This is a genomic window from Rhodoferax sp. RT4P68, from assembly GCF_056521305.1.
This window is the reverse complement of record NZ_JBWMBB010000005.1, coordinates 1-26,405: the sequence shown is the minus strand read 5'-3', so window position 1 is coordinate 26,405 and position 26,405 is coordinate 1. Positions and strand designations below refer to the sequence as shown.

The following is a 26,405-nucleotide window of genomic DNA, read 5'->3' as shown; positions in this document are numbered from 1 at the left end:
TGTAGAAGAACCTGAGCGGAGCGGGGAACGTCCCCGCATCGCTCTCGGTGCCCGCGCATTTCGACTCGGCGCGGGTGTCGTGAACTAGCAAGAGTCTTCAACCCCGGGGAGCCGAGGTGCAGCCGACAGGCTGGCCAACGCGTCATTACCCGCAAGGAGTTCATCCATGGCGAAGAAAATCGTCGGCTTCATCAAGCTGCAAGTGCCAGCTGGTAAGGCCAATCCGTCCCCCCCGATCGGCCCGGCTCTGGGTCAGCGCGGCCTGAACATCATGGAGTTCTGCAAGGCGTTCAACGCCCAGACCCAGGGCGTCGAGCCGGGTCTGCCGCTGCCGGTGGTGATCACCGCGTTCGCGGACAAGAGCTTCACCTTCATCATCAAGACCCCGCCTGCGACGGTCCTGATCAAGAAGGCCGTCAAGCTGGACAAGGGTTCGGCCACGCCGCACACCGTCAAGGTCGGCAAGATCACCCGCGCACAGCTGGAAGAGATCGCCAAGACCAAGCTGAAGGACATGAACGCCGCGAACGTGGATGCCGCCATCCGCACGCTGGCTGGTTCCGCCCGTTCCATGGGCATCACGGTGGAGGGTGTCTAAATGACCAAGCTGACCAAGAAGCAAAAGTCGCAGCAGGGCAAAGTCGACAGCAACAAGCTGTACGCGCTGACCGATGCGCTCGCCCTGGTGAAGGAAGCCGCTACCGCCAAGTTCGATGAATCCATCGACGTGGCTGTGCAACTGGGCGTGGACGCCAAGAAGTCGGACCAGGTCGTGCGTGGCGCCGTCGTGCTGCCCAACGGCACCGGCAAGACCAAGCGCGTCGCCGTGTTTGCCCAGGGCGCCAAGGCTGAAGAAGCCAAGGCCGCTGGCGCTGACATCGTCGGCATGGACGACCTGGCCGCCCGCGTGAAGGCAGGCGACATGCCTTTCGACGTGGTCATTGCCGCACCGGACGCCATGCGCGTCGTCGGTACGCTGGGCCAGATCCTGGGTCCGCGCGGCCTGATGCCCAACCCCAAAGTCGGCACGGTGACGCCTGACGTCGCCACGGCTGTGAAGAACGCCAAAGCCGGTCAGGTGCAGTTCCGCGTCGACAAGGCCGGCATCATCCACGGCACCATCGGCCTGCGCTCGTTCGATTCGGACAAGCTGCAAGGCAACCTGGTGGCCCTGATCGAGGCGCTGACCAAAGCCAAGCCGGCCACCAGCAAGGGTGTGTTCCTGCGCAAGGTGGCGGTGTCGTCGACCATGGGCATCGGTGTCCGCGTGGACACCCAGACCATCTCGGCTTGAGCGTAAGAAATGTGAATGGCCCTTCGCAGGGCTGTTCTCGTGGTGGGTCGCCCGGCATGCCGGGCGAGCCATCCAAGACCGCTGGTGCCTTCGCAGGAAGGCTTAATCGTCGTGAGACAGCCAGCGCAGATGGCGATCCCGCTGCAGATGGAATCTGATTCCTGAACACAGTTGGTCGCTGCAAGAAGGCGTGTCAGAGGGTGCGAACCCGATGGCACAACATAAGGAGTAGACCTTGAGTCTGAATCGCAGTGAGAAAGAAGCGGTCATCAGTGATGTGACCAGCCTCGCCGCACAAGCTCAAACGCTCGTGATGGCGGAATACCGTGGCATCACGGTCGCCGACATGACCCGTCTGCGCTCTGCCGCGCGCAATGGTGGGGTGAGTCTCAGCGTGTTGAAGAACACGCTGGCTCGCCGTGCCGTTGCCGGCAGCGCATTCGAAGTCGTGTCCGACCAGATGACCGGTCCGCTGATCTATGGCTTTTCGACCGATGCCGTGGCCGCCGCGAAAGTGGTGGCCGACTTTGCGAAGACCAACGACAAGTTGGTGATCCGCGGTGGCGCATTCGGTGGCAAGGCCCTGGACGTCGAGGGCGTGAAGCAACTGGCCAACATCCCTTCCAAGGAAGTGCTGCTGGCGCAATTGCTGGGCTTGTTGCAATCCCCGATCTCGCGTACGGCCCGTGTGTTGGCCGCCATCGCCGAGAAAAAGGGTGGAGGCGCTGCCGAAGAACCGGCAGCCGAAGCCGTCGCCGCTTGAAGCGCGACCTATTCACCCAACTTAATTTAGGAAATCAAAATGGCATTCGATAAAGACGCATTCCTGACCGCGCTCGACAGCATGACGGTCCTCGAACTCAACGACCTGGTGAAAGCCATCGAAGAGAAGTTTGGCGTGAGCGCAGCCGCCATGTCGGCTCCTGCAGCTGGCGGCGGCGCCGTGGCGGCCGTGGCCGAAGAGAAGACCGAATTCACGGTCATGCTGCTCGAAGCTGGCGCTCAGAAGGTCTCCGTCATCAAGGCCGTGCGCGAAATCACCGGCCTGGGTCTGAAGGAAGCCAAGGACCTGGTCGACGGCGCTCCCAAGGCTGTCAAGGAAGGCATTGCCAAGGCCGACGCCGACGCAGCCAAGAAGAAGCTGGAAGATGCCGGCGCCAAGGTTGAACTGAAGTAATCAGCCTGCTCTCCAAGGCTGGAGCGCCCTTTTGGGCCTCCAGCCTTTGGTGCTTGTGGGGGCCTCATCACGGGGCCCCTCAAAAGCCAGCCGAAAGCGACGCAGCAACGTGGCTTTCGAGTGTCTTTTGACTCGACTGCAAAAGATGCCTTGGTTCGGGCGATGTGCAATGCATCGCTGTCCGCCATAGGTTGGTAGTGGCCAACCGCCAAGTTCGCCGGGTGTGATGCCCCGTCGCCACAGTCGCAGGATTCGAATCCTCGCCCGGAGATCTCATGGCCTATACGTACACCGAACGAAAGCGCATCCGCAAGAACTTTGGCAGCCGCGACAGCGTGCTGGAAGTTCCCTACCTGCTCCAGATGCAGAAGGATGCCTACACGGCCTTTTTGCAGGCGGAAATCCCCCACAGCAAGCGCACGAACGAAGGTTTGCAGGCCGCATTCGAGGCGGCGTTCCCCATCGTCTCGCACAACGGCTATGTCGAGATGAAGTACGTGGAGTACAACCTCGCCAAGCCAGCCTTCGACGTTCGCGAATGCCAGACGCGGGGCCTGACCTTCGCCTCGGCCGTGCGCGCCAAGGTGCAGCTCATCATTTATGACCGCGAGTCGTCGACTTCGCAGTCCAAGGTGGTCAAGGAAGTCAAAGAGCAAGAGGTCTACATGGGCGAAGTGCCCCTGATGACCGACAAGGGCTCCTTCATCATCAACGGCACGGAACGCGTGATCGTGTCCCAGCTGCACCGCTCGCCCGGCGTGTTCTTCGAGCACGACAAGGGCAAGACCCACAGTTCGGGCAAGCTGCTGTTCTCCGCACGCATCATTCCCTACCGCGGCTCGTGGCTGGACTTCGAGTTCGACCCGAAGGACGTGCTGTACTTCCGTGTCGACCGCCGTCGCAAGATGCCGGTCACCATCCTGCTCAAGGCCATCGGCCTGAACCCGGAATCGATCTTGGCGAACTTCTTCGTCAACGACAACTTCCGCCTGATGGACAGCGGCGCGCAGATGGAGTTCGTGCCCGAACGCCTGCGCGGTGAAGTCGCCCGCTTCGACCTGACCGACAAGTCCGGCAAAGTGATCGTGGCCAAGGACAAGCGCGTCACGGCCCGCCACACGCGTGACCTGGAGCAGTCCGGCACCACGCACATCAGCGTGCCCGAAGACTTCCTGGTCGGCCGCGTGGTCGCCCGCAACATCGTCGACGCCGACACCGGCGAAATCCTGGCCAAGGCCAACGACGAGCTGACCGAAGCGCTGCTGAAGAAGCTGCGCCAGGCCGGCGTGCAGGACCTGCCCGCCATCTACACCAACGAGCTGGACCAGGGCGCCTACATCAGCCAGACGCTGCGCTCGGACGAAACGGCCGACGAGTTCGCTGCCCGTGTCGCCATCTACCGCATGATGCGCCCCGGCGAGCCGCCGACGGAAGACGCCGTGCAGGCCCTGTTCCAGCGCCTGTTCTACAACCCGGACACCTACGACCTGTCGCGCGTGGGCCGCATGAAGTTCAACGCCAAGGTCGGCCGCGACGAAGCCACCGGCCCCATGGTGCTGACCAACGAAGACATCCTGGCCGTGGTCAAGATCCTCGTCGATCTGCGCAACGGCCGCGGCGAAGTCGATGACATCGACCACTTGGGCAACCGCCGCGTGCGTTGCGTCGGCGAGCTGGCCGAGAACCAGTACCGCGCCGGCCTTGCCCGCATCGAGAAGGCCGTGAAGGAGCGTCTGGGCCAGGCTGAGCAAGAGCCGCTGATGCCGCATGACCTGATCAACAGCAAGCCGATTTCGGCCGCGCTGAAGGAATTCTTCGGCGCCTCGCAGCTGTCGCAGTTCATGGACCAGACCAACCCGCTGGCCGAAATCACGCACAAGCGCCGTGTCTCGGCCCTGGGCCCAGGCGGTTTGACGCGCGAGCGCGCCGGCTTCGAAGTGCGCGACGTGCACGTGACCCACTACGGCCGCGTCTGCCCGATCGAGACGCCCGAAGGCCCGAACATCGGCCTGATCAACTCGCTGGCCCTGTACGCCCGCCTGAACGACTACGGCTTCATCGAGACGCCGTACCGTCGCGTGGTGGACAGCAAGGTCACGATGGACATCGACTACCTGTCGGCGATCGAAGAAGGCAAGTACGTGATTGCCCAGGCCAACGCCACGCTGGATGGCGAAGGCAAGCTGACCGGTGATCTGGTCTCGGCCCGTGAAAAGGGTGAATCCATCCTGGTCGGCGCCGAGCGCGTGCAGTACATGGACGTGTCGCCGGCGCAGATCGTCTCGGTGGCCGCCTCGCTGGTGCCGTTCCTGGAGCACGACGATGCGAACCGCGCGCTGATGGGCGCCAACATGTCGCGCCAGGCCGTGCCTGTGCTGCGCCCTGAAAAGCCGATGGTCGGCACCGGCATCGAGCGCGTGGCCGCCATCGATTCCGGCACCGTGGTCACCGCCACCCGTGGCGGTCTGGTCGACTACGTGGACGCCACCCGCATCGTGGTGCGCGTGAACGACAACGAAGCCACCGCCGGTGAAGTGGGTGTGGACATCTACAACCTGATCAAGTACCAGCGTTCCAACCAGAACACCAACATCCACCAGCGCCCCATCGTCAAGAAGGGCGATCTGCTGGCCAAGGGTGACGTGATCGCCGATGGCGCATCGACCGACCTGGGCGAGATCGCCATCGGCCAGAACATGCTGATCGCCTTCATGCCCTGGAATGGCTACAACTTCGAAGACTCGATCTTGATCTCCGAACGCGTCGTCGCCGACGACCGCTACACCTCGATCCACATCGAGGAGCTGGTGGTCATGGCCCGCGACACCAAGCTGGGTGCCGAGGAAATCACGCGCGACATCCCGAACCTGGCCGAGCAGCAGCTCAACCGCCTGGACGAGTCCGGCATCATCTACGTGGGCGCCGAAGTCATGCCCGGCGACACGCTGGTCGGCAAGGTCACGCCCAAGGGCGAGACCACGCTGACGCCTGAAGAAAAGCTGCTGCGCGCCATCTTCGGCGAGAAGGCTTCCGACGTGAAGGACACCTCGCTGCGCGTGGACCAGGGCTCGCAAGGCACGGTCATCGACGTGCAGGTGTTCACACGTGAAGGCATCACGCGCGACAAGCGCGCCCAGCAGATCATCGACGACGAGCTCAAGCGCTTCCGCCTGGACCTGAACGACCAGCTGCGCATCGTCGAGGCCGACGCGTTCGACCGGATCGAGAAGCTGTTGACCGGCAAGGTCGCCAACGGTGGTCCGCAGAAGCTGGCCAAGGGCACCAAGCTGGACAAGGCCTACCTGTCCTCGGTCGAGCGGTTCCACTGGTTCGACATCCGCCCGGCCGAAGACGACGTCGCGGCCCAGCTCGAATCGATCAAGAACTCGCTGGAGCAGACCCGCCACAGCTTCGACCTGGCATTCGAAGAGAAGCGCAAGAAGCTCACGCAGGGCGACGAGCTGCCCGCAGGCGTGCTGAAGATGGTCAAGGTCTACCTGGCCGTCAAGCGCCGCCTGCAGCCCGGCGACAAGATGGCCGGCCGCCACGGCAACAAGGGTGTGGTGTCCAAGATCGTTCCGGTCGAAGACATGCCCTACATGGCCGACGGCACGCCATGCGACATCTGCCTGAACCCGCTGGGCGTGCCTTCGCGCATGAACGTGGGCCAGGTGCTGGAAGTGCATCTGGGCTGGGCTGCCAAGGGCATCGGCCACCGCATCGGCGACATGCTGCAAGCCGAGGCCAAGGTGGCCGAGCTGCGCAAGTTCATGGACGAGCTGTACAACAAGTCCGGCCGCAAGGAAGACCTGGCGCTGCTGAGCGATACCGAAGTGCTGGAGATGGCAAGCAACCTGTCGCACGGCGTGCCGTTCGCGACGCCGGTGTTCGATGGCGCCTCGGAAGAAGACATTCGCGCCATGCTGAAGCTGGGCTATCCGGAAGAGATCGCCAAGATCAAGGGCCTGACCGAGACCCGCACGCAGGCCCATCTGTTCGACGGCCGCTCGGGCGAACCGTTCGAGCGCCCGACGACCATCGGCTACATGCACTTCCTGAAGTTGCACCACCTGGTGGACGACAAGATGCATGCCCGTTCGACCGGCCCGTACTCGCTGGTCACGCAGCAACCGCTGGGCGGCAAGGCCCAGTTCGGTGGCCAGCGCTTCGGTGAAATGGAAGTGTGGGCGCTGGAAGCTTATGGCGCCGCCTACACCCTGCAGGAAATGCTGACCGTGAAGTCCGACGACGTGGTCGGCCGTACCAAGGTGTACGAGTCCATCGTCAAGGGCGAACACGCCATCGAGGCCGGCATGCCGGAATCGTTCAACGTGCTGGTCAAGGAAATCCGCTCGCTCGGCCTGGACATCGAGCTGGAACGCAGCTAATCAGGCAAGGACAAGGAAAACGCTATGAAGTCATTACTCGACCTGTTCAAGCAATTCACGCCGGACCAGCATTTCGATGCGATCCGGATCGGCATGGCCTCGCCGGAGAAGATCCGCTCGTGGTCGTTCGGTGAAGTCAAGAAGCCTGAGACCATCAACTACCGCACGTTCAAACCCGAACGTGACGGCCTGTTCTGCGCCAAGATCTTCGGCCCCATCAAGGACTACGAGTGCCTGTGCGGCAAGTACAAGCGCCTGAAGCACCGTGGCGTGATCTGCGAGAAGTGCGGCGTTGAAGTCACGCAGACCAAGGTGCGCCGCGAGCGCATGGGCCACATCGACCTGGCCGCGCCCTGCGCGCACATCTGGTTCCTGAAGTCGCTGCCATCGCGTCTGGGCCTGGTGCTGGACATGACGCTGCGCGATATCGAACGCGTGCTGTATTTCGAGGCGTACGTCGTGACCGATCCCGGCATGACCCCGCTGAAGAAGTTCTCGATCATGACCGAGGACGACTTCGACGCGAAGCGCAAGGAATTCGGCGACGAGTTCACCGCTAAGATGGGCGCCGAGGGCATCAGGGACCTGCTGGAATCCATCGAGATCGAGGCTTCGATCGAGCGCCTGCGCGGCGATCTGACCGGCTCGGAAGTCAAGATCAAGAAGAACGCCAAGCGCCTGAAGCTCCTGGAAGCGTTCAAGAAGTCCGGCATCAAGCCCCAGTGGATGGTGCTGGAGGTGCTGCCCGTGCTGCCGCCGGACCTGCGTCCGCTGGTGCCGCTGGATGGCGGCCGCTTCGCCACGTCCGACCTGAACGACCTGTATCGCCGCGTCATCAACCGCAACAGCCGTCTGCGCCGTCTGCTGGAACTGAAGGCGCCCGAGATCATTGCGCGCAATGAGAAGCGCATGCTGCAGGAAGCCGTGGACAGCTTGCTGGACAACGGCCGCCGCGGCAAGGCCATGACCGGCGCGAACAAGCGCGCGCTGAAGTCGTTGGCCGACATGATCAAGGGCAAGAGCGGGCGTTTCCGCCAGAACTTGCTGGGCAAGCGCGTCGACTACTCGGGCCGTTCGGTCATCGTGGTGGGCCCCACGCTCAAGCTGCACCAGTGCGGCCTGCCCAAGCTGATGGCGCTCGAGCTGTTCAAGCCCTTCATCTTCTCGCGCCTGGAAGCCATGGGCATCGCGACCACGATCAAGGCCGCGAAGAAGGAAGTCGAATCCGGCACGCCGGTGGTCTGGGACATCCTGGAAGAGGTCATCAAGGAGCACCCGGTTCTGCTGAACCGCGCGCCCACGCTGCACCGCCTGGGCATCCAGGCCTTCGAGCCGATCCTGATCGAAGGCAAGGCCATCCAGCTGCACCCGCTCGTCTGCTCGGCCTTCAACGCCGACTTCGACGGTGACCAGATGGCCGTGCACGTGCCGCTGTCGGTGGAAGCGCAGATGGAAGCCCGCACGCTGATGCTGGCCTCCAACAACATCCTGTTCCCTGCCTCCGGCGAGCCGTCCATCGTGCCGTCGCAGGACGTGGTGCTGGGTCTGTACTACACGACGCGCGAGCGCATCAACGCCAAGGGCGAGGGCCTGCTGTTCTCCGACACCGGCGAGGTGCGCCGTGCGTTCGACGCGGGCGAGCTCGACCTGAACGCCAAGATCAACGTGCGCCTGACCGAGTACGACAAGGACAAAGTCACCGGCGAGTTCACGCCGTCCACCAAGCTGTGGGAAACCACCGGTGGCCGTGCGCTGCTGTCCGAGATCCTGCCCAAGGGCCTTCCCTTCTCCAACCTGAACAAGGCGCTGAAGAAGAAGGAAATCTCCAAGCTGATCAACGTCAGCTTCCGCAAGTGCGGCCTGAAGGAGACCGTGGTCTTCGCCGACAAGCTGCTGCAGGCCGGATTCCGTCTGGCCACCAAGGCCGGCATCTCGATCTGCATCGACGACATGCTGGTGCCCAAGGAGAAGGCCGGCATCATCACGCGCGCCCAGAAGGAAGTGAAGGAGATCGAGCAGCAATACGTCTCCGGCCTCGTGACCTCCGGCGAGCGCTACAACAAGGTGGTGGACATCTGGGGCAAGTCGGGCGACGAAGTGTCCAAGGTGATGATGGCCCAGCTGTCCAAGCAGAAGGTCATGGACCGCCACGACAAGGAAGTGGACCAGGAGTCCTTCAACTCCATCTACATGATGGCCGACTCGGGCGCGCGCGGTTCCGCCGCGCAGATCCGCCAGGTGGCCGGTATGCGGGGCCTGATGGCCAAGCCCGATGGCTCCATCATCGAGACGCCCATCACGGCGAATTTCCGTGAAGGCCTGAACGTGCTGGAGTACTTCATCTCCACCCACGGTGCGCGAAAGGGTCTGGCCGACACGGCGCTGAAGACGGCCAACTCCGGCTATCTGACGCGTCGTCTGGTCGACGTGACGCAAGATCTGGTGGTGACCGAGTTCGACTGCGAGACGCACGAAGGCACGGTCATGCGCGCCATCGTCGAAGGCGGTGAAGTCATCGAATCGCTGCGCGACCGCATCCTGGGCCGCACCACGGCCGACGATGTGCTGCACCCCGAGAACCGCTCGGTGCTGCTGCCCGCTGGCGAGATGCTGGAAGAAGACACCATCGACGAACTCGAGGCCGTGGGCGTCGATGAAGTCAAGGTGCGCACGGCGCTGACCTGCTCCACGCGCTTCGGCATCTGCGCCAAGTGCTATGGCCGTGACCTGGGCCGTGGCGGCCTGATCAACAACGGCGAAGCCGTCGGTGTGATCGCCGCCCAGTCCATCGGCGAGCCCGGCACGCAGCTGACGATGCGCACGTTCCACATCGGTGGTGCGGCGTCGCGTGCGGCGGTCGCCTCCAGCGTGGAAGCCAAGTCCAGCGGCACGATCGGCTTCAACGCCACCATGCGCTATGTGACCAACAGCAAGGGCGAACTGGTGGTGATCGCGCGTTCCGGCGAGATCGTCATCACCGAGCATGGCCGTGAGCGCGAGCGCCACAAGGTGCCCTACGGTGCGACCCTGGCCGTCAAGGCCGACCTGTCCATCAAGGCCGGTGCCGTGCTGGCCAACTGGGACCCGCTGACGCGCCCCATCATCACCGAGTTCGCGGGCCGTTCGAAGTTCGAGAACGTGGAGGAAGGCCTCACGGTCGCCCGCCAGGTCGACGAGGTGACCGGCTTGTCCACGCTGGTGGTCATCGATCCGAAGCGCCGTGGCGCGGCCAAGGTCGTGCGTCCGCAGATCAAGCTGGTCGATCCCTCGGGCAACGAGGTCAAGATCCCCGGCACCGACCACTCGGTGACGATCGGCTTCCCGATCGGCTCGCTGATCCAGGTGCGCGACGGTGAAGAAGTCGGCCCCGGCGAAGTGCTGGCGCGTATTCCGGTCGAAGGCCAGAAGACCCGCGACATCACTGGCGGTCTGCCGCGCGTGGCCGAGCTGTTCGAAGCGCGTACGCCCAAGGACAAGGGCTCGCTGGCCGAGATGACCGGTACCGTGTCCTTCGGCAAGGAGACCAAGGGCAAGGTGCGCCTGCAGATCACCGATCCGGAAGGCAAGGTCTGGGAAGATCTCGTGCCCAAGGAGAAGAACATCCTGGTGCACGAAGGCCAGGTGGTGAACAAGGGCGAGTCCATCGTCGACGGCCCGGCCGATCCGCAGGACATCCTGCGCCTGTTGGGCATGGAAGAGCTGGCGCGCTACATCGTCGACGAAGTGCAGGACGTCTACCGCCTGCAGGGCGTGAAGATCAACGACAAGCACATCGAAGTGATCGTGCGCCAGATGCTGCGCCGTGTCGTGGTCGACAACCCGGGCGAGTCCGGCTACATCGGCGGTGAACAGGTCGAGCGCTCCGAGATCCTGAACACCAACGAGGCCCTGCAGTCCGCTGGCAAGATCCCGGCGGCCTTCAGCAACGTGCTGCTGGGCATCACCAAGGCCTCGCTGTCGACCGACTCGTTCATCTCGGCTGCATCGTTCCAGGAGACGACGCGCGTGCTGACCGAAGCGGCCATCATGGGCAAGCGCGACGAGCTGCGTGGCCTGAAGGAGAACGTCATCGTCGGCCGCCTGATCCCCGCAGGTACCGGCATGGCCTACCACCTGGCACGCAAGGCCAAGGACCTGATGGACGACGCCGAGCGCCGTGCCATCGCCGATGCCGAAGCCGCCGAGCTGGCCGGCCAGGGCGTGACGGCCGAGTCCGACGCCCTCGACACGCCGGCGCACGACTGATCTCGATCGGTCTGGTGGCCAGCGCTGCTGGCCCGCACCCCAGGTTCCTATGATGGGCACCTGGGGTGTTTTTGTTTTGGGGACGACTTTGAGGGTTGGAACGTGAGCGACAACTGGCTGTGGGCGATGGCGCTGGAGTGGGGCATCGCTGCCGTGCTGCTGTTCTGGGCCGTTGGCGCCTACAACCGGCTGGTGCGCCTGCGCTCCAAGGTCACCAGCATCTTCGCGACGCTGGTGTCGCAGTTCGAACGCTACGGCCAGTGGGTGCAAACCCACGCTCCGTTGCCTCCAGAGGCCGACGCCGCGCCGCGGCCGGCCGGCGATCCCTGGACCAACCTGCGCGCCGCCGCAGCACAATTCACCGCGTCGCTGAACGCGGCCCGTGGCAAGTCGACCGACATTGCGGCCATGGCCGCCCTGGTGGCTGCGCGCACGGTGCTGCTCATGGCCTGGCAGCATATCGACGATGCCACCCTGGAACAGGCGCGCAGCGGCGAACCGGTGCCGACGCTGCGGGCCGAATGGGAGGCGGTCACGGCCCAGACGCAGAGCGCGGACAAAGCCTTTGCGACGGCGGTGACGGTCTACAACCGCGCGGTACGGCAATTCCCCGCCGTGCTGCTGGCCTGGATTTTCGGCTTTCGCCCCGCGCGCACGCTGTAGCGTTGCGGCCGTGCGCCGATGCCCCTTGTGTGCACGGGCGGCGCAGCGCCTCGCCGATACTGTCGCCCCCCGATCCGGGGCGTTCACGACCACCCACCTGGAGACCGCCAATGCGACGGACCGTCGCCCTGCAGGGGCACACCCGGATGAACCTCGACCGATGACGCAGCCCGCCGTTTCAACCCCGTTGTGGCGCCAGCTGCAGGCTGCCGCCGGCGTGCTGCAGGCCGTGCGGGCCGGCCAGTCCACCACCACCGCGCTGGCCGCCGTGCCTGCGGGGCTGCGGCCGGCGGCGCAGGCGCTGGTGTTCCAGGGCCTGCGCCAACTTGGCCGGGCTGTGGCCTTGCGCGCGCAGCTGGCCAAGCGCCCACCCGCGCCCGAGCTCGACGCGCTGCTGTGCCTGGCGCTGGCATTGGCTTGGGACCCTGCGCAGTCGCCCTACGAACCGTTCACGCTGGTCAACCAGGTGGTGGAGGCCGCCAACCGGGGCCGGGCGAAAGCCGGGGCCGGCTTCGTCAACGCCTGCCTGCGCCGTTTCCTGCGCGAGCGCGACGCGCTGGTCGCCGCGACCGACGACGACCCGGTCGCGCGCTGGAACCATCCGGCCTGGTGGATCGCCCGCCTGCGCCGCGACTGGCCGCAGGACTGGCAGGCCATCCTCGCCGCCAACAACAGTGCGCCCCCGTTGACGCTGCGCGTGAACCAGCGGCGCACCACGGTGGCCGCCGTGCTGCAGCGCCTGCACGACGAGGGCATCGAAGCGCGCCCCATCGGCCTGGCCGGCGTGCTGCTGCCGCGCGCGCGGCCTGTGCATGCGTTGCCGGGTTTTGATGCGGGCGACATGTCGGTGCAGGACGCCGCAGCTCAGATCGCCGGGCCGCTGCTGCTCGATGGTCTGCCCGTGCCTGCCGGCCGCCCCCTGCGCCTGCTGGACGCCTGTGCTGCGCCGGGCGGCAAGACCGCGCACCTGCTGGAGCTGGTCGATGCCGAGCTGACGGCACTGGACGTCGACCCTGCGCGCTGCGAGCGCATCCACCAGAACCTGGCGCGCCTGGGGCTGGCGGCCCGCGTCATCGCGGCCGATGCGGCCGAGCCTGCCGCCTGGTGGGATGGCCAGGCGTTCGATGCCATTTTGCTGGACGCGCCTTGCAGCGCCTCGGGCATCGTGCGGCGTCACCCGGATGTGCGCTGGCTGCGCCGCGAGAGCGACATCGACACGCTGGCCCGGCTGCAGATGCGCCTGCTGGACACCTTGTGGCCGTTGCTGGCGCCCGGCGGCAGGCTGGTGTTGTGTACCTGTTCGGTGTTCCGTGCCGAGGGCGAACACCACATCGAAACGTTTGTTGCACGCCACACCGATGCCCGATTGCTGCCTTCGCCAGGCCATTTAATCCCCCGAAACGGGATGCCCGACGCGGGCGTCCCGGACAATCCTTCGGGTGACAACGACGGTTTTTTCTACGCTGTGCTGGCCAAGAGTCTGGCTTAGCCTGCTGCTTGCGTGGGCCCTGGCCTGCGGTGCCCTGGGCGTCGCGCAGGCGCAGCAACCGGCCACCAGCGTCGCTGACGTCACCGAACTGCAGGTCGAGCGCGTCGAAGGCGAACTGTTGCTCAGCGCGCATGTGAAGTTCGAGCTCTCCGGTCTGGTCGAGGATGCGCTGCTCAAGGGCGTGCCCCTGTTCTTCGTCGCCGAGGTCGAAGTGGTGCGCGAACGCTGGTACTGGACAGACCAGAAAGTCGCCACCGAGATGCGCCATATGCGCCTGGCCTACCAACCGCTGACGCGGCGCTGGCGCCTGAATGTGGGGCCGCGGCCCCTGGGCAGCGTCGGCGTCGGCGTCACGCTGGCGCAGACCTTCGATTCGCTGGCCGAGGCACTCGCCGGCGTGCAGCGCATCTCGCGCTGGCGCATCGCCCATGCGTCCGAGTTCGACGGCGACAGCGCCTACCTGCTGCGATTCCGTTTCGCGCTGGACGTCTCGCAGTTGCCCCGGCCGCTGCAGATTGGCGCGGTCGGCCAGGCCGAGTGGAGCGTCTCGGCCAGCCGCACCGTGCGTGTCGGTGCCGAAGGCCTCAAGTGAGCGACGCGCCGGGCCGCCCCAAACAAGCTCGCTTCCGCCCGGCGGGACAGGCCGCAGGCCGAAGGGTGCGCCAGTGAGCGACGACGCCCCCGACGTGCTGGTGGTCGGCAGCCCGCACCTTGAGCGTTCGCGCGCGCTGCGCTGGGCCGTGGGTGTGGGCACGGCGCTGATCGGGCTCATCGGTCTCGTTCTGCTGCTGCTGCTGACGCAGGCCACCAAGAACCGTGACCTGTACGAGCGCAACTACGCGATGCTGTTCGCCATCAACGTGGTGGTGGCCGCCCTGCTGTTCGCTGTCATCGCCTGGGTGGTCGTGCGGCTGCTGGTGCGCCTGCGACGCGGCCAGTTCGGCAGCCGGCTGCTGGTCAAGCTAGCCGCCATCTTCGCGCTGGTCGGCGTGGTGCCGGGTGTGCTGATCTACGTCGTCTCCTACCAGTTCGTGTCGCGTTCGATCGAAAGCTGGTTCGACGTCAAGGTGGAAGGCGCGCTCGACGCCGGCGTGAACCTGGGCCGCACCACGCTGGAAGTGTTGGCCAACGACCTGGGCAACAAGACACGCGCCGCCAGCGGGCAGCTGGCCGATGTGCCCGACGCAGCCGTCGGCCTGCACCTGGAGCGTATCCGCGAGCAATTGGCCGCGACCGATGTCGTGCTGTGGAGCGCCTCGGGCCAGCTGATTGCCAGCGCCGGCCAGTCCAGCCTGCAACTGGCGCCCGAACGCGTGACGGCGCAGCAGCTGCGCAATGCGCGCACGCAGCGCTTCGTTGCACTGGTCGAGGGGTTGGACGAGCCCGTGCCCGGCGTGGCGCAGCAAGGGCGCGTGAAGGCGCTGGCCTCGGTGCCGATCGTGAGCAGCACCGGCAGCCTGGCGGAGCCGCGCTTCCTGCAGGCCACGCAGCCGCTGCCGCAGGTGTTGGTCGACAACGCCCTGGCCGTGCAGGAGGCCAACCGCGAGTACCAGGAACGCGCGCTCGCGCGCAACGGCCTGCAGCGCATGTACATCGGCACGTTGACGCTGAGTTTGTTCCTGGCGGTGTTCGGCGCCGTGCTGCTGGCCGCGCTGCTGGGCAACCAGCTGGCGCGCCCGCTGCTGCTGCTGGCGCATGGCGTGCGCCAGGTGGCCGCGGGTGACCTGACGCCCAAGGCCATCCTGCAGTCGCGTGACGAGCTCGCTGGCCTGACGCGCGCCTTCGCCGACATGACCCAGCAGCTGGCCGATGCCCGCTTCACGGTGGACCGCAGCATGCAGCAGGTCGACAGCGCGCGCGCCAACCTGCAGACCATCCTGGACAACCTGACCTCTGGCGTCATGGTGCTGGATGCGCAGGGCGGCATCGTCTCGGCCAACCCCGGTGCCACGCGCATCCTGCGTGCGCCGCTGGCCGCGTTCGAGGGCCGCCCGCTGGTCGAGGTCACCGGGCTCGAAAGCTTTGCCCAGAGCGTGCAGGCGCAGTTCGACCGCTTCGGCGAAGAGCGCGACCACCACGGGCTGGACCACTGGCAGCAGTCGTTCGAGCTCGACGCCACGCAGTCACCGTTCTCGCAGACCGCCATCATGCTGCTGGCGCGCGGGGCGTTGCTGCCCGATGGCACGCACCTGCTGGTGTTCGACGACATCTCCGAGGTTGTCTCGGCCCAGCGCGCGCAGGCCTGGGGCGAGGTCGCGCGCCGGCTGGCGCACGAGATCAAGAACCCGCTGACGCCGATCCAGCTGTCCGCCGAGCGCATGGAGATGAAGCTGGCGTCCAAGCTCGGCGACACCGAGCGTGCGTTGCTGACGAAGTCGGTTCGCACCATCGTCGAACAGGTCGATGCGATGAAGCGTCTGGTCAATGAATTCCGCGACTACGCGCGGCTGCCAGCCGCCGACCTCAAGCCGCTGGACTTGAACGCGCTGGCGCAGAACGTGGTGCAGCTCTATCCGGATGAGAACGCCGTGGTGCGCGTGGACCTGGACCTCGATGCGCGGTGTCCATCCGTGCTGGGTGACGCCGAGCAGTTGCGCCAGGTCATCCACAATTTGTTGCAAAACGCCCAGGACGCGACCGTCGCCGCCCACCGTGCCGACGCCGGGCAGAGCGTGCTGCTGCGCACGCAGTGGAACGAAGTCACGCGCCGCGTGCGGTTGGTCGTGCAGGACCAAGGCAACGGGTTCCCCGAGAACATCCTCAAGCGCGCCTTCGAGCCCTACGTCACCACCAAGCCGCGCGGCACGGGCCTGGGTCTGGCGGTGGTGAAGAAGATCGCCGACGAGCATGGCGCGCGCATCGACATCTCGAACCGCGTGCTCGATGGCGTCGTTTCCGGCGCGCAAGTGTCGTTATCATTCGCCGTCAACGGCAGGCCATAGGGGCTGCGCCTCCTTACGGGCTACTGCGCTCTCTTCAACATGGCAAACATACTCGTGGTGGACGACGAGTTGGGCATCCGGGACTTGCTCTCGGAGATCCTCAACGACGAAGGCCACACCATCGAACTGGCGGAAAACGCCGCTCAGGCACGCGCAGCGCGCGGCCGCGCCGCACCCGATCTTGTGCTGCTCGATATCTGGATGCCCGACACCGATGGCGTCTCGTTGCTCAAGGAGTGGGCGGCCAACGGCGCACTGACGATGCCGGTCATCATGATGAGCGGCCACGCCACCATCGACACCGCCGTCGAGGCCACCAAGATCGGCGCGCACTCGTTCCTCGAAAAGCCCATCACGCTGCAAAAGCTGCTCAAGGCCGTCGAGCAGGCGCTCGTTCGCAACGTGGTGCGCAAGACCCTTGGCGTGGTCGCCGGCAGCGGCATGCTGGACGGCAGGCTCGAGCCGATCGAGCTGATCGGCATGCCCGGTCCTCACGCCCTGCAGACCAACGGCGTGGCCGAAGGCGAAGGCGGCCCTCAGGCGCGGCAGAGCTTCGAGCTCGACAAGCCGCTGCGAGAGGCGCGCGATGGTTTTGAGAAGGCGTACTTCGAATTCCATCTCGCGCAGGAAGGCGGCTCCATGACCCGCGTGGCGGAGAAGACCGGCCTGGAACGTACGCACCTGTACCGCAAGCTGAAGCAACTCGGCGTCGACCTCGCGCGCGGCAAACGCAGCGCGGCGTAAGGGTTGCAGGCCCGCGTCTGTCCTTGGGGTGGAAAAAAGTAGGCCCCTGATCCTGGTATATAATCGGGGGCTTCCGGCCCGGTAGCTCAGTTGGTAGAGCAGCGGATTGAAAATCCGCGTGTCGTTGGTTCGATTCCGACCCAGGCCACCAGACAAAAAGATGCCCCAGCGCCTTCAAGGCGCTGGGGCATTTTCATTTCTGAGGCCTGCCCCACCAGCCGACTTGGCGCCGATCTGCACGCGCCACGGGTCGTCCTCCAGCCCTTGCTTGTCCTTCACCCCGTCCGGGCAATCGTTAGCGCAGACGGGCTTTGCCGCGCCCGCTGGTGACGATCGGCTTGCGCGCCGTCGATCTCGGCCGGCCTGCCCGCCCGCTATCTCGCGCGTTTCGCCACAGGCGACTTCGACGGCAGAAGTCAGGCGTCCACGCGAATCGCACCCTCGTCCACGAATCGCTGGTAGTCCGTCAACGGCAATGCCGTGCTGCCACGCGTTCCCTTGCCGGAGGCGTCCTCGTCCCAACTCAGGGTGGCGTCGAGTTCCGTGGTCTCGACCTCGATCGGACCCTTGCGAATGCGCAACGACGCACCATCGCCTTCGCGATACTCCACCGTTCCGACCACTACTGCTGCCTGTGCCATGGTTGACTCCTTGCTCTCTCGAACTGAAATGGTGCACGTCCCCAGTGGGAATGCCCAGGGGCCATCACGCGCTTGTGCTGTCGTCCTCTGCCTACAGCGGCGTGCGGCGCGCAACGCTTGCGGTAAACGCAGCGCACTGGCACCGTCCGGAGCGGCGCGTGGTGGCGGCGGTTGCGGCGCAACAACCATGCCAGTGATGTATCGAGCTGTGTCGTCGGTCGGCCGTGTGGCCGGCTTGCCGGCGGCCTGCTGCAACCCACGTTCCCTCATCTGATCACTTGATGCCCACCTGATGCTGTTTGCTCTTGCCTGCGGCGCGACCATCGTGCTGTCCAGCTTTCTGCTGTTCCTGGTGCAGCCCATCCTGGCCAAGCAGATCTTGCCGTGGTTCGGCGGCACGTCGGCCGTGTGGACGGTCTGCATGGTCTTCTTCCAGTGCGCGCTGCTGGCAGGTTACGTCTATGCGCACTGGCTGCAGGCGCGCACCCCACGTACGCAGCGGTGGCTGCACCTGGCACTGCTGGCCGCCGCGTTGCTGACGCTGCCGATCGTGCCGGATGCCACGTGGAAGCCCGCTGGCGATGCCGATGCCGCGCTCACCATCCTCGGCCTGCTGGTTGCCACCGTGGGCCTGCCCTATGTCTCGCTGGCGACCACCTCACCGCTGCTGCAACGCTGGTTGAGCCGCACGCTGGCGGGCGATGCGCAACGCCAGGTCTACCGCCTGTTCGCATGGTCCAACGCCGGCTCGCTGGCGGCACTGCTGGCCTACCCGTTCCTGGTCGAGCCCTGGTTCGACAGCCTCACGCAGTCGCGCGCCTGGAGCGTGGCGTACGCCGTCTTCGCGCTGGCCTGCGGCTGGGTCACCTGGCGCGCCACGGCAGCCGGTGTGCAGCCACTCACGACAGCCACCGTGCTTGACGACACCGCGCCCGCGCCCGGCCTGCGGGCGTACGCGCTGTGGACGGTGCTGGCCATGCTGCCCTCGGCTTTCCTGCTGGCGGTGACGACGCATATGACGCAGAACATCGCCTCCATCCCGTTCCTCTGGATCGTGCCGCTGGCGCTGTACCTGGTGTCTTTCATGCTGGTGTTCGAAGGGCAGGGCGGGCGCGGCTGGTACGCCGGCCCGTTGGCGCGCCGGCTGTGGCTGCTGCCCACCTTGGGCGTGCTGGTGGCGATGGCCTGGGCGCTCTCGGCCAGCGGTGGCGTGCTGCACATCCGCTACGCGCTGCCGCTGTTCGCCAGCGGTCTGCTGCTGGTCTGCGTCATGTGCCATGGTGAATTGGCCGCGATGCGGCCGGCGCCGCAGCACCTGACGCGCTTTTACATGTGTCTGTCAGCGGGCGGCGCCATCGGTGGCCTGGGCGTGGGCCTGGTCGCGCCGCAGGTGTTCGACGGCTATTGGGAACTGCCCGGCCTCATGCTGGCGGTGGCGCTGGTCAGCATCGGCGCGGGCTGGCGCAGCGGGCCGCGCTGGCAGTGGCGTGCCGTGCCGGTCTCGGCGGCGCTGGTGGCGGTGGGTGGCGTGGGCTGGTATGGATTGGAATACGCCAAGGCACAGCACAGCGGCAATGTCGTCGCCTCACGCAACTTCTACGGCATGCTGCGCGTGACGCAGGTCGGCAGCGGCGAACACGCTATGCGCCGGCTGCTGCACGGCACCATCATGCACGGCGAGCAGTTCACCGACGACAAGCTGCGCGGCCGCCCCACCAGTTACTACGGCGAGGGCAGCGGCATCGGTCGGCTGCTGCGCCATGCCGCCACGCAGGGGCCGGCGCGCGTCGGCTCGGTCGGGCTGGGCACCGGCACGCTGCTGACCTACGCGCGGCCGGGCGACCAGTACGTGGTGTATGAGCTCGACGCCCAGGTGGTGGAGACCGCGCGCCGCTGGTTCCGCTTCATGGCCGATGCGCCCGTCGTGCCCGAGATGCGCCTGGGCGACGCCCGCTTGTCGATGGAGCGCGAACTCGCCGCCGGCCAGCCGGGCCGCTACGACGTCATCGCGGTCGACGCCTTCAGCAGCGATGCGATCCCCGTGCACCTGCTCACGCGCGAGGCGCTGGCCGTGTACTTGGCCCACCTGGCGCCGGGCGGCGTCGTGGCCTTCCACGTCTCCAACCGCTATCTGGACCTGCCGCCCGTGGTGGCGCAGCTGGCGGCCGCGCATGGCGTGTCGGCCTGGCAGATCGAGGACTACCCGACCGAAGACCACCTGAGCTACACCGACTGGGTGCTCGTCGGCCGCGACATCCCCGAAGCGCTGAAGGACACCGGCCGGCTGCTGACGCCCAAGGCCGGCACGCCGCTGTGGACGGACACCACCAACAACCTGTTCAAGGCGTTGCGGTTTTGAGTGACGCATATTGGTGGGCGCACGCAGCTGAGCGCGCTACTTGAGCACGGTCCCGGGGGCCACCCCGCGCAACCAGCGCCAGCGCTTCTCGGTGATTGCACAGAGGCGCCATCGCAGTCTGTGTCTGGCACACGCCGCCGAAGTGCTCGAAGGCCCGCTCGTGTGCCGACAGCAGGTTGTCATTCGCTCGTTCAGGTAACCCTCGGCATAGCCGTGCCGGCTGTAGCCCACCCTCATCACGATACGTTCACCTGGGTCGGCGGGCCAGCGAGCCACATCTTGACGTGGCCCCACTCGAAATGGCCCCAGTCGACCCGGGCCTGTTCGCCCGGCGCCGTCTCAAAGCACAACCGCGTGACCGCGGCCACTGAGGCGTTCAAGCGTAGCGGCCACACGGCCACCTTCGCGACCTCATAGCGCCCGTGAATCCGCACTGAGTGCGCAGTTCCCGGTACAGCACCCGACCCGACATCCGACCTGCGGCGCCCGGCTCCGCACCCAGTCCACGGGTCAAGCAGCATGGAGCGCGCTACCTTGCTGTACGGCTTGCACGTCTCACGCCGCGGCAGGTCCTCACCGTCTTGCGACTCATGCCCATCTACCGCGAGATCGACGAGAGGCTATGGCCTGCCGCGCCTCGCTCCCGGATCGCCGCCCTTGCTCTTGGCCAACCACAGGTACCCCCCATGCCCCGTTCTTGAACGGCGCGGCAGTGGCCAGCGCCACGATTGCTTGATCTTCCCTTTCCATCTCTCGCTGCTTTGCGATGTCGGTGGGTGGGGAGATCTCAGAGGACACAACTGGGGGTTACGGGACTGCCATAGACATCTCCCGATACGCCGGCCGCCAGCGCGTCTGCGCACGGACGCATGCCGCACGCGTTGCTGCAGCGTGTGGCGCTCGAGCTGGGGAGCTCTGTCGAACGGCTGGACCGGCCCGTTGCGATGCTGGCAGGGGACGCCCGTTGGTGTGTCCAAGATCGATCCCAACCACGGCCGAGACGACCGGCCACCAGATCCGCATGTGCTCATGAACGGTGTTGGCTGAAGTTTGGCGGATCGTGTGCTAATCACATGGTTTCACAACCAATATCGCGCGCGATTCGATAGAGTTTCAATAGAAATCGGCAAATTATTAATGCATTGTTTCGAATGTAATCTGAATATTAACTGCTCAAAAATGTGAGGCAGTTCTCAATTCAACGCTACTTCTTCATTTCGTGTCGATCGACACAATGCTTGTTGCCCTAGACTCTGCTGCGTCGGAGATCAGTTCTGAATTGATCACGGCTACAGGGACAAGTAGAGGATTACATTTTCGGAGCATTGACCGTATGTCAGTGCTCGGAATAAATTTGCGGACGCAGGATTTTTATATTCCTTGAAGGCAATTTATGGAGATAGAGGACGACTCGCTGACGGAGGTTGTCGATTATCTGACGCTAGATGATCGGACGATCGAACGCTATCTATCTTTAGATAGCTTGGTCAATCAATATGACGCGGAAGGGCAGGGACCCTTGAAAAGGGGTGAGGACCCTTTCAGGTGGTCATTTGTTGAAGCAGAGGCGCGAGCGTTACTTGAACTCACGCCTGATTTGCGCGTTGCCGTGTGGCTATTGCGGGCGCTGATCGTCCAAAAAGGACTGGTCGGCCTCGAGGAAGGGTTGGGCACGATCTCGACGCTCCTGAAAAAGCCGGCGGCAACTATTTTTCCCCGTTCGGAAGATGGGGAGCATGTCAGGGACGCGCACGTCGTTCCGTTGGGGTGGCTGGGAGGCCAAGCATTCTTGGGGGCGCTGAGCATCACTAAGGCTCATCCTGAAGCGAACCTGCGTTTGTCTGACGCCCTTGTTTCATCAACTGCTGCTGATGTTCTATCAACGCAGCAGCGCGAAGACGCAGCGCGGCGGCTTCGGGCTGCGCGGGCTGAGCTCATTGAAATCAGGGAATGCATCATCAATGACGGCGGCTCCTGGGAGCGCGATCCCATCATCGCCACCGAGTTCATTTCCAGTCTGCTGCCTGTGCTTGTTAAGGGGGCAAAGGCGCCGCATGACCATGGTCAGAAGTCTGCCGCGCGGGATAAGACAGTGGTTGTTGAAACAACGACTGGCAATGAACCTTTGGTTCAGGTTGAAAGCCGGGCGGATGTCAAAAGGGTTGTTGTTCTGCTGCTGGACTACTACAAGAAAAACGAGCCTGCGCATCCAGCATCTATTTTGCTTGATCGTTTGCAGAGAACGATTGATGCTTCATTCGAAGAAATACTGGGCGAGCTGTTTGCGGATGCATCCTCGCTGGTTGATCGAATACGAAATCCTGCCCGATGATCTGAGGCAGTTTTAGCATGGCCTGAAAGGAGAAACTATGGTACGGCAAAGTGATGGGCAGAAATTCATCGGAGAGAGTCGCGCTCCGCGTGTCCAGATTGAATACGACGTCGAAGTTTATGGCTCTCAAAAGAAGGTCGAGTTGCCATTCGTCGTAGGGGTAATGGCAGATATCTCTGGCGACAACGGGGATGCACGCCCGGTAATGGAAGAGCGGAAGTTCTCTGTCTTTGACGTTGAGAACTTTGATGAGCGCATGGCGCAGATTCAGCCGACCTTGCACTTGCAAGTTGAGAATACCTTGAGCCCGGACAATACGTTCATTGATATCGATCTTGCCTTCGAATCCATGGAGGATTTCGAGCCGGCGCAGATCGTTAGAAAAATTCCTGAGCTCTCCGTGCTTCTGGAGGCAAGAAACCGGCTCAAGGAATTGATCATGTACATGGACGGTAAGTCGAGCGCCGAGGAAGTGGTCGAAGAACTGTTACGTTCCACCGGTGCCCAGACAATGGCTGAAGTGGAAGCTTCCACCCCGGAAGTTGCTGATGATTCAGGTGAGACTGAAACGCCGGAGGTGCAACCATGAGCGCCGCCGTCGCACAACAATCGAACGTCGATCTGCAAGCGAGCGTTACGGACGAGGCGGATGACGGTCTGCGTGGCCTGCTCCGGCAGTCGTTCAGACCGCGCACCGATGATGCTGCAACGGCGGTTGAGCGGGCTGTTCAAACCCTGTTGGGCTTTGCACGCCGCAACAAGGTGGTCATTCATGCCGACGTGGTCCAAACGGTAGACCAACTGATCGCCGAACTTGACTCGAAAATTTCTGTGCAGCTTTCCAAGGTCATGCACGACAAGAAATTTCGGGCGCTGGAAGGAGCATGGCGGGGCCTGCACCATCTTGTCTTCAATACGGACACCAGTGCTAATCTGAAGATCAAGGTGCTGAACGTTGGAAAGCAAGAACTCTACCGGAACCTTCGAAGATTCAGTGGGATCGTGTGGGACCAAAGTCCGCTGTTCAAGAAAGTGTACGAGCAGGAGTTCGGCCAGTTCGGTGGCGAGCCGTTCGGCTGTCTCGTGGGCGATTATGAGTTCGGTCACGGGCACCAAGATGTGTCCCTTCTGACCGAGTTGTCCCGCATTGCGGCAGCAGCACATGCGCCATTTATTGCTGCAGCTTCTCCAACGATGATGCAAATGGATAGTTGGTCCGAGCTGTCCAATCCACGCGAGATTTCGAAGATATTCACCGCGGTCGAGTACGCCGGTTGGCGCCGGCTGCGCGAGAGCAACGATTCTCGCTACATTTCTTTGACGATGCCGCGCTTCCTGGCCCGTTTGCCTTACGGCGCGACCATGACGCAGATTGATGAATTTGCCTTCGAAGAGCAAATCAATCCTCAAAGCGCTGACGATTTCTGCTGGGCGAACTCAGCTTATGCCATGGCAGCCAACGTGACGCGCGCATTCAAGCTGTATGGGTGGTGCACGAAGATTCGAGGCATCGAGTCTGGAGGCGCAGTGGAACTGCTGCCCAAATATTTCTTTCCTTCTGACGAAGGAGAGGTTGGACTGTACTGTCCTACCGAGATTGCGATCTCCGACCGACGTGAGCACGAATTGTCAGAGGCGGGACTGATGCCATTGGTGTATCGGAAGAACTCGGATATGGCAGCGTTCATCGGCGCAAAGACTTTGCACAAGCAGGCGATCTATGAGGATGACGACGCTACGGCAAATGCCAATCTGTCGTCGAGACTTCCGTATATCTTCGCGACCTGCCGCTTCGCCCATTATCTGAAGTGCATTGTTCGGGACAAGATTGGTTCGTTCAAATCTCGTGACGAGACGCAGCGCTGGCTCAACGACTGGATCATGAACTATGTGGATGGTGACCCCACCATCTCCAGTGAGGCCACAAAGTCACGTCGACCTCTTTCGGCTGCCGAAGTAACGGTTCATGAACTGCCGGAAAACCCTGGTTATTACCGTGCCCAATTCTTCTTGCGACCTCACTACCAGCTGGAGGGGCTCACTGTCTCTCTTCGGTTGGTGGCCAAGCTTCCTTCGGCGAAAGTCGAAGCTGCTTGAGCTGGGCACTAATGGAGGTCGGGAGAAAGATGCTTGCAAAAGCATCTGTATCTCAAAGAACTTAGTCCCTTCCCAAAAACGCATCAACTTTAATAGGAGTTAAAAATGGCTGTTGCAGAACCAAATAAAGCACTTGCAGACTATTTCTTGAAGATCGACGGTGTCGAGGGTGAGTCGCCCGATCAGCAGTATCCTGGCCTGATTCAATTGGAATCCTGGCAATGGGCGGAGGAAAACAGTGGTCGCTGGGGGTTTGGCAGCGGCGGTGGCGCAGGCAAGGTCGAAATGAAGGACTTTGAGTTTCGGATGGTGTCGAACAAGGCGTCCCCGAAGCTGTTTCTGATGTGCGCGACCGGTGAACACATCGCACAAGCTCGGTTGATCTGCCGCATGTCGGGTAAAGGTCAACAGGACTTCATGATCGTGACGTTCAGCAACTGCCTGGTTTCCTCGTTCCGCACGCTTGGCAATATCCCGATGCCGCTGGCCAATGGTCAGACGGACGCCTACGTGCTGCCGGTCGACGAAATCAAGATCAACTTTGCGCGGATCGAGGTCGAGTACCGCGAGCAGCGCAATGATGGATCGATGGGCGCGGTGATCAAGGCCGGCTACGACCTGAAGCTGAACGCAGCAGTCTGAAAGAGAGGGGCAGGCGATTGAACCACTCTGGTCATATTGCACTGTCTCCACAGAATATGCCTCAAGTCTTCGCAAAGTTGTCGGGCCAAGTCCGTGAAGAGGATTTGCCAACAAGCGTTGCAAACGACATCCTCGCATTGATCAATGCATCAATTCGAGGGAGGCAACTGCAGGAGTTGCGCGGCACTCCTGCCTTTTCTTCTGTTTTGAATTATGGGAATGCACCGTTGGCTCGCTTCGGCGCCGGCTATATCGACCTCCAGTCGCTTGCCAACGCTGTAAAGGCCACCATCCTGATGTTCGAGCCACGCGTATTCGCCAAGTCACTTGTCGTGACGGCGCTGATCGATGAAGGCCGATCCTTTAGTTTTCGCCCCCCTTCCCAGTGGCCATTGTTCTGTATCGATGGCGTATTGGTCAGGGGCGATCGGCCACTGAGACTTCGCATGCGCATCGATGTCGCCCATGGTCACGCCTGCATGGATCAATAGTCAAATGACTCAGCTATTGGACCGATACAACGAAGAGTTGCGTTTCCTCCGCGAGGAAGGTGCACTCTTCGCGCTAGAGAACCCCCAGGTCGCAGCGCGCCTGGGGTTGCGTGCCGACACGGTCACCGATCCTTTTGTGGAGCGGCTGCTGGAGGGCGTCGCCTTTCTCAGCGCAAGAGTGCATGCGCGGATGGATCGCGAGTGCGCAGAGTTTGCCGAGCAGGCACTCGCACGGGTTGGTCCGGCCTTTTGCAATGTCACGCCGTCCATGACGACGTTTTCGTTTTTCCCTGACTACACCTCACCTGAATCGCAGCGTGGAAGGACGATCCCCAAGGGCTCCATCGTTCAGAGTCGGACCGCCGGTTCACAACAAGCAGTGAAATTCGTGACGGGCCGCAAGGTGGAGTTGCTGCCACTGCGATTGGCAGAGGCCGAATGCAGCCGGGCTGTATCAGGGTTGCCGAATGCTGCGGCGTTGCATCTGGTCAAAACATCTGCGGTCGTTCGCCTCAGATTCGAGATCGAAGCCAACAGCAGCCTGGGCGATCTCGCCAAGGTCCCCATCGGTGGAAAAAGCGCAGTGGAGCCGCTCACGTTAACCCTTGGTGGCGATGCCCCGCTGGCATTCGGCCTTCACCATGCGCTTCTGGCTGACGCCGCACAGGTTCATTTGATCGCCGATGACGATCGCCAACGCCATGTCGTCACCCTGCCCGCGACGGCACTGCGCTTGCCTGCCCTGGACGAAGACCACGCACTTTTGCCCGCCGATATTGGTGGTTGCGTATTTCAGCCCATCGTGGACGGCATTTCAGTCTGATCGTGGACGGGATTTCAGCGTGATCGTGGACACCGTTTCAAACTGATCGTGGACGCTGTTTCAGCGTGATCGTGGACG

19 protein-coding genes and 1 tRNA gene are annotated in these 26,405 nt (G+C 63.5%); 19 read left to right on the top strand and 1 reads right to left on the bottom strand.

All coding sequences use genetic code 11. The features are described from left to right. Window positions 1–166: 166 nt before the first annotated feature. The 12 genes from rplK (at window position 167) to AC099J_RS11995 (ending at window position 17,093) form a co-directional block, all read left to right on the top strand. Window positions 167–598, top strand: a complete 432-nt coding sequence (gene rplK, locus AC099J_RS12050; RefSeq protein WP_326538630.1) for a 50S ribosomal protein L11 — start codon at window positions 167–169, stop codon at window positions 596–598. Further along, complete coding sequence (gene rplA, locus AC099J_RS12045) at window positions 599–1,294, top strand: 50S ribosomal protein L1 (RefSeq protein WP_479615500.1); 696 nt, start codon at window positions 599–601, stop codon at window positions 1,292–1,294. It begins immediately after the preceding gene. Between the two features lie 235 nt (window positions 1,295–1,529). Then, window positions 1,530–2,057, top strand: a complete 528-nt coding sequence (rplJ, locus tag AC099J_RS12040; RefSeq protein ID WP_479615499.1) for a 50S ribosomal protein L10 — start codon at window positions 1,530–1,532, stop codon at window positions 2,055–2,057. 39 nt (window positions 2,058–2,096) lie between these two features. Further along, a complete protein-coding gene (gene rplL, locus AC099J_RS12035; RefSeq protein WP_479615498.1) occupies window positions 2,097–2,471 on the top strand; it encodes a 50S ribosomal protein L7/L12 in 375 nt (124 codons plus the stop codon). Window positions 2,472–2,746: 275 nt separating this feature from the next. Next, complete coding sequence (gene rpoB / locus AC099J_RS12030) at window positions 2,747–6,859, top strand: DNA-directed RNA polymerase subunit beta (protein ID WP_479615497.1); 4,113 nt, start codon at window positions 2,747–2,749, stop codon at window positions 6,857–6,859. Window positions 6,860–6,883: 24 nt separating this feature from the next. Beyond that, complete coding sequence (rpoC, locus tag AC099J_RS12025) at window positions 6,884–11,104, top strand: DNA-directed RNA polymerase subunit beta' (RefSeq protein WP_479615496.1); 4,221 nt, start codon at window positions 6,884–6,886, stop codon at window positions 11,102–11,104. Window positions 11,105–11,206: 102 nt separating this feature from the next. After that, complete coding sequence (locus AC099J_RS12020) at window positions 11,207–11,767, top strand: LemA family protein (protein ID WP_479615495.1); 561 nt, start codon at window positions 11,207–11,209, stop codon at window positions 11,765–11,767. A gap of 160 nt (window positions 11,768–11,927) precedes the next feature. Then, the gene (gene rsmB / locus AC099J_RS12015; protein WP_479615494.1) at window positions 11,928–13,256 is read left to right on the top strand and encodes a 16S rRNA (cytosine(967)-C(5))-methyltransferase RsmB; all 1,329 of its coding nucleotides are present in this window, start codon (window positions 11,928–11,930) and stop codon (window positions 13,254–13,256) included. Beyond that, window positions 13,207–13,848 (top strand): DUF4390 domain-containing protein, encoded by a 642-nt coding sequence (locus AC099J_RS12010; protein ID WP_479615493.1) that lies wholly within the window; start codon window positions 13,207–13,209, stop codon window positions 13,846–13,848. Before rsmB ends, AC099J_RS12010 begins: the two co-directional genes overlap by 50 nt. 73 nt (window positions 13,849–13,921) lie before the next feature. Next, window positions 13,922–16,198, top strand: coding sequence for a sensor histidine kinase (locus AC099J_RS12005; protein WP_479615492.1), 2,277 nt, complete (start codon window positions 13,922–13,924; stop codon window positions 16,196–16,198). 39 nt (window positions 16,199–16,237) lie between these two features. Then, on the top strand, window positions 16,238–16,942 hold the full coding sequence (locus AC099J_RS12000; protein ID WP_479615491.1) for a response regulator: 705 nt from the start codon (window positions 16,238–16,240) through the stop codon (window positions 16,940–16,942). Window positions 16,943–17,017: 75 nt separating this feature from the next. Next, window positions 17,018–17,093: transfer RNA gene (locus AC099J_RS11995), tRNA-Phe, on the top strand. Between the two features lie 265 nt (window positions 17,094–17,358). On the opposite strand, the gene AC099J_RS11990 is transcribed toward AC099J_RS11995, so the two are convergent. Further along, window positions 17,359–17,583, bottom strand: coding sequence for a hypothetical protein (locus tag AC099J_RS11990; RefSeq protein ID WP_479615490.1), 225 nt, complete (start codon window positions 17,581–17,583; stop codon window positions 17,359–17,361). A gap of 292 nt (window positions 17,584–17,875) precedes the next feature. Between AC099J_RS11990 and AC099J_RS11985 the strand changes: the two genes are divergently transcribed. From AC099J_RS11985 to AC099J_RS11955, 7 genes are all read left to right on the top strand, one after another. Next, a complete protein-coding gene (locus AC099J_RS11985) occupies window positions 17,876–19,942 on the top strand; it encodes a spermidine synthase (RefSeq protein ID WP_479615489.1) in 2,067 nt (688 codons plus the stop codon). A 1,393-nt stretch (window positions 19,943–21,335) separates the two neighbouring features. Then, the gene (locus tag AC099J_RS11980) at window positions 21,336–22,274 is read left to right on the top strand and encodes a type VI secretion system protein TssA (RefSeq protein ID WP_479615488.1); all 939 of its coding nucleotides are present in this window, start codon (window positions 21,336–21,338) and stop codon (window positions 22,272–22,274) included. A gap of 37 nt (window positions 22,275–22,311) precedes the next feature. Beyond that, on the top strand, window positions 22,312–22,863 hold the full coding sequence (gene tssB / locus AC099J_RS11975) for a type VI secretion system contractile sheath small subunit (protein WP_479615487.1): 552 nt from the start codon (window positions 22,312–22,314) through the stop codon (window positions 22,861–22,863). Then, window positions 22,860–24,371, top strand: coding sequence for a type VI secretion system contractile sheath large subunit (gene tssC / locus AC099J_RS11970; RefSeq protein WP_479615486.1), 1,512 nt, complete (start codon window positions 22,860–22,862; stop codon window positions 24,369–24,371). Before tssB ends, tssC begins: the two co-directional genes overlap by 4 nt. A 105-nt stretch (window positions 24,372–24,476) precedes the next feature. Beyond that, the gene (locus AC099J_RS11965; RefSeq protein WP_479615485.1) at window positions 24,477–25,013 is read left to right on the top strand and encodes an Hcp family type VI secretion system effector; all 537 of its coding nucleotides are present in this window, start codon (window positions 24,477–24,479) and stop codon (window positions 25,011–25,013) included. 56 nt (window positions 25,014–25,069) lie between these two features. Next, entirely contained in the window at window positions 25,070–25,504 is a 435-nt protein-coding gene (locus AC099J_RS11960) for a hypothetical protein (protein ID WP_479615484.1), read from the top strand. Then, on the top strand, window positions 25,479–26,327 hold the full coding sequence (locus tag AC099J_RS11955; RefSeq protein WP_479615483.1) for a type VI secretion system baseplate subunit TssF: 849 nt from the start codon (window positions 25,479–25,481) through the stop codon (window positions 26,325–26,327). Before AC099J_RS11960 ends, AC099J_RS11955 begins: the two co-directional genes overlap by 26 nt. Window positions 26,328–26,405 lie beyond the last annotated feature (78 nt).

Excerpts from the sequence above, each read along its gene's own strand:
- rpoB (WP_479615497.1), top strand. The coding sequence starts at position 2,747 with ATGGCCTATACGTACACCGAACGAAAGCGCATCCGCAAGAACTTTGGC.
- AC099J_RS11985 (WP_479615489.1), top strand. The coding sequence starts at position 17,876 with ATGCTGTTTGCTCTTGCCTGCGGCGCGACCATCGTGCTGTCCAGCTTT.
- AC099J_RS12000 (WP_479615491.1), top strand. The coding sequence starts at position 16,238 with ATGGCAAACATACTCGTGGTGGACGACGAGTTGGGCATCCGGGACTTG.
- AC099J_RS11965 (WP_479615485.1), top strand. The coding sequence starts at position 24,477 with ATGGCTGTTGCAGAACCAAATAAAGCACTTGCAGACTATTTCTTGAAG.
- rplA (WP_479615500.1), top strand. The coding sequence starts at position 599 with ATGACCAAGCTGACCAAGAAGCAAAAGTCGCAGCAGGGCAAAGTCGAC.
- rpoC (WP_479615496.1), top strand. The coding sequence starts at position 6,884 with ATGAAGTCATTACTCGACCTGTTCAAGCAATTCACGCCGGACCAGCAT.
- rplL (WP_479615498.1), top strand. The coding sequence starts at position 2,097 with ATGGCATTCGATAAAGACGCATTCCTGACCGCGCTCGACAGCATGACG.
- tssC (WP_479615486.1), top strand. The coding sequence starts at position 22,860 with ATGAGCGCCGCCGTCGCACAACAATCGAACGTCGATCTGCAAGCGAGC.
- tssB (WP_479615487.1), top strand. The coding sequence starts at position 22,312 with ATGGTACGGCAAAGTGATGGGCAGAAATTCATCGGAGAGAGTCGCGCT.
- AC099J_RS11960 (WP_479615484.1), top strand. The coding sequence starts at position 25,070 with ATGCCTCAAGTCTTCGCAAAGTTGTCGGGCCAAGTCCGTGAAGAGGAT.
- AC099J_RS11955 (WP_479615483.1), top strand. The coding sequence starts at position 25,479 with ATGGTCACGCCTGCATGGATCAATAGTCAAATGACTCAGCTATTGGAC.
- AC099J_RS11990 (WP_479615490.1), bottom strand. The coding sequence starts at position 17,583 with ATGGCACAGGCAGCAGTAGTGGTCGGAACGGTGGAGTATCGCGAAGGC.
- AC099J_RS11980 (WP_479615488.1), top strand. The coding sequence starts at position 21,336 with ATGGAGATAGAGGACGACTCGCTGACGGAGGTTGTCGATTATCTGACG.
- rplK (WP_326538630.1), top strand. The coding sequence starts at position 167 with ATGGCGAAGAAAATCGTCGGCTTCATCAAGCTGCAAGTGCCAGCTGGT.
- rsmB (WP_479615494.1), top strand. The coding sequence starts at position 11,928 with ATGACGCAGCCCGCCGTTTCAACCCCGTTGTGGCGCCAGCTGCAGGCT.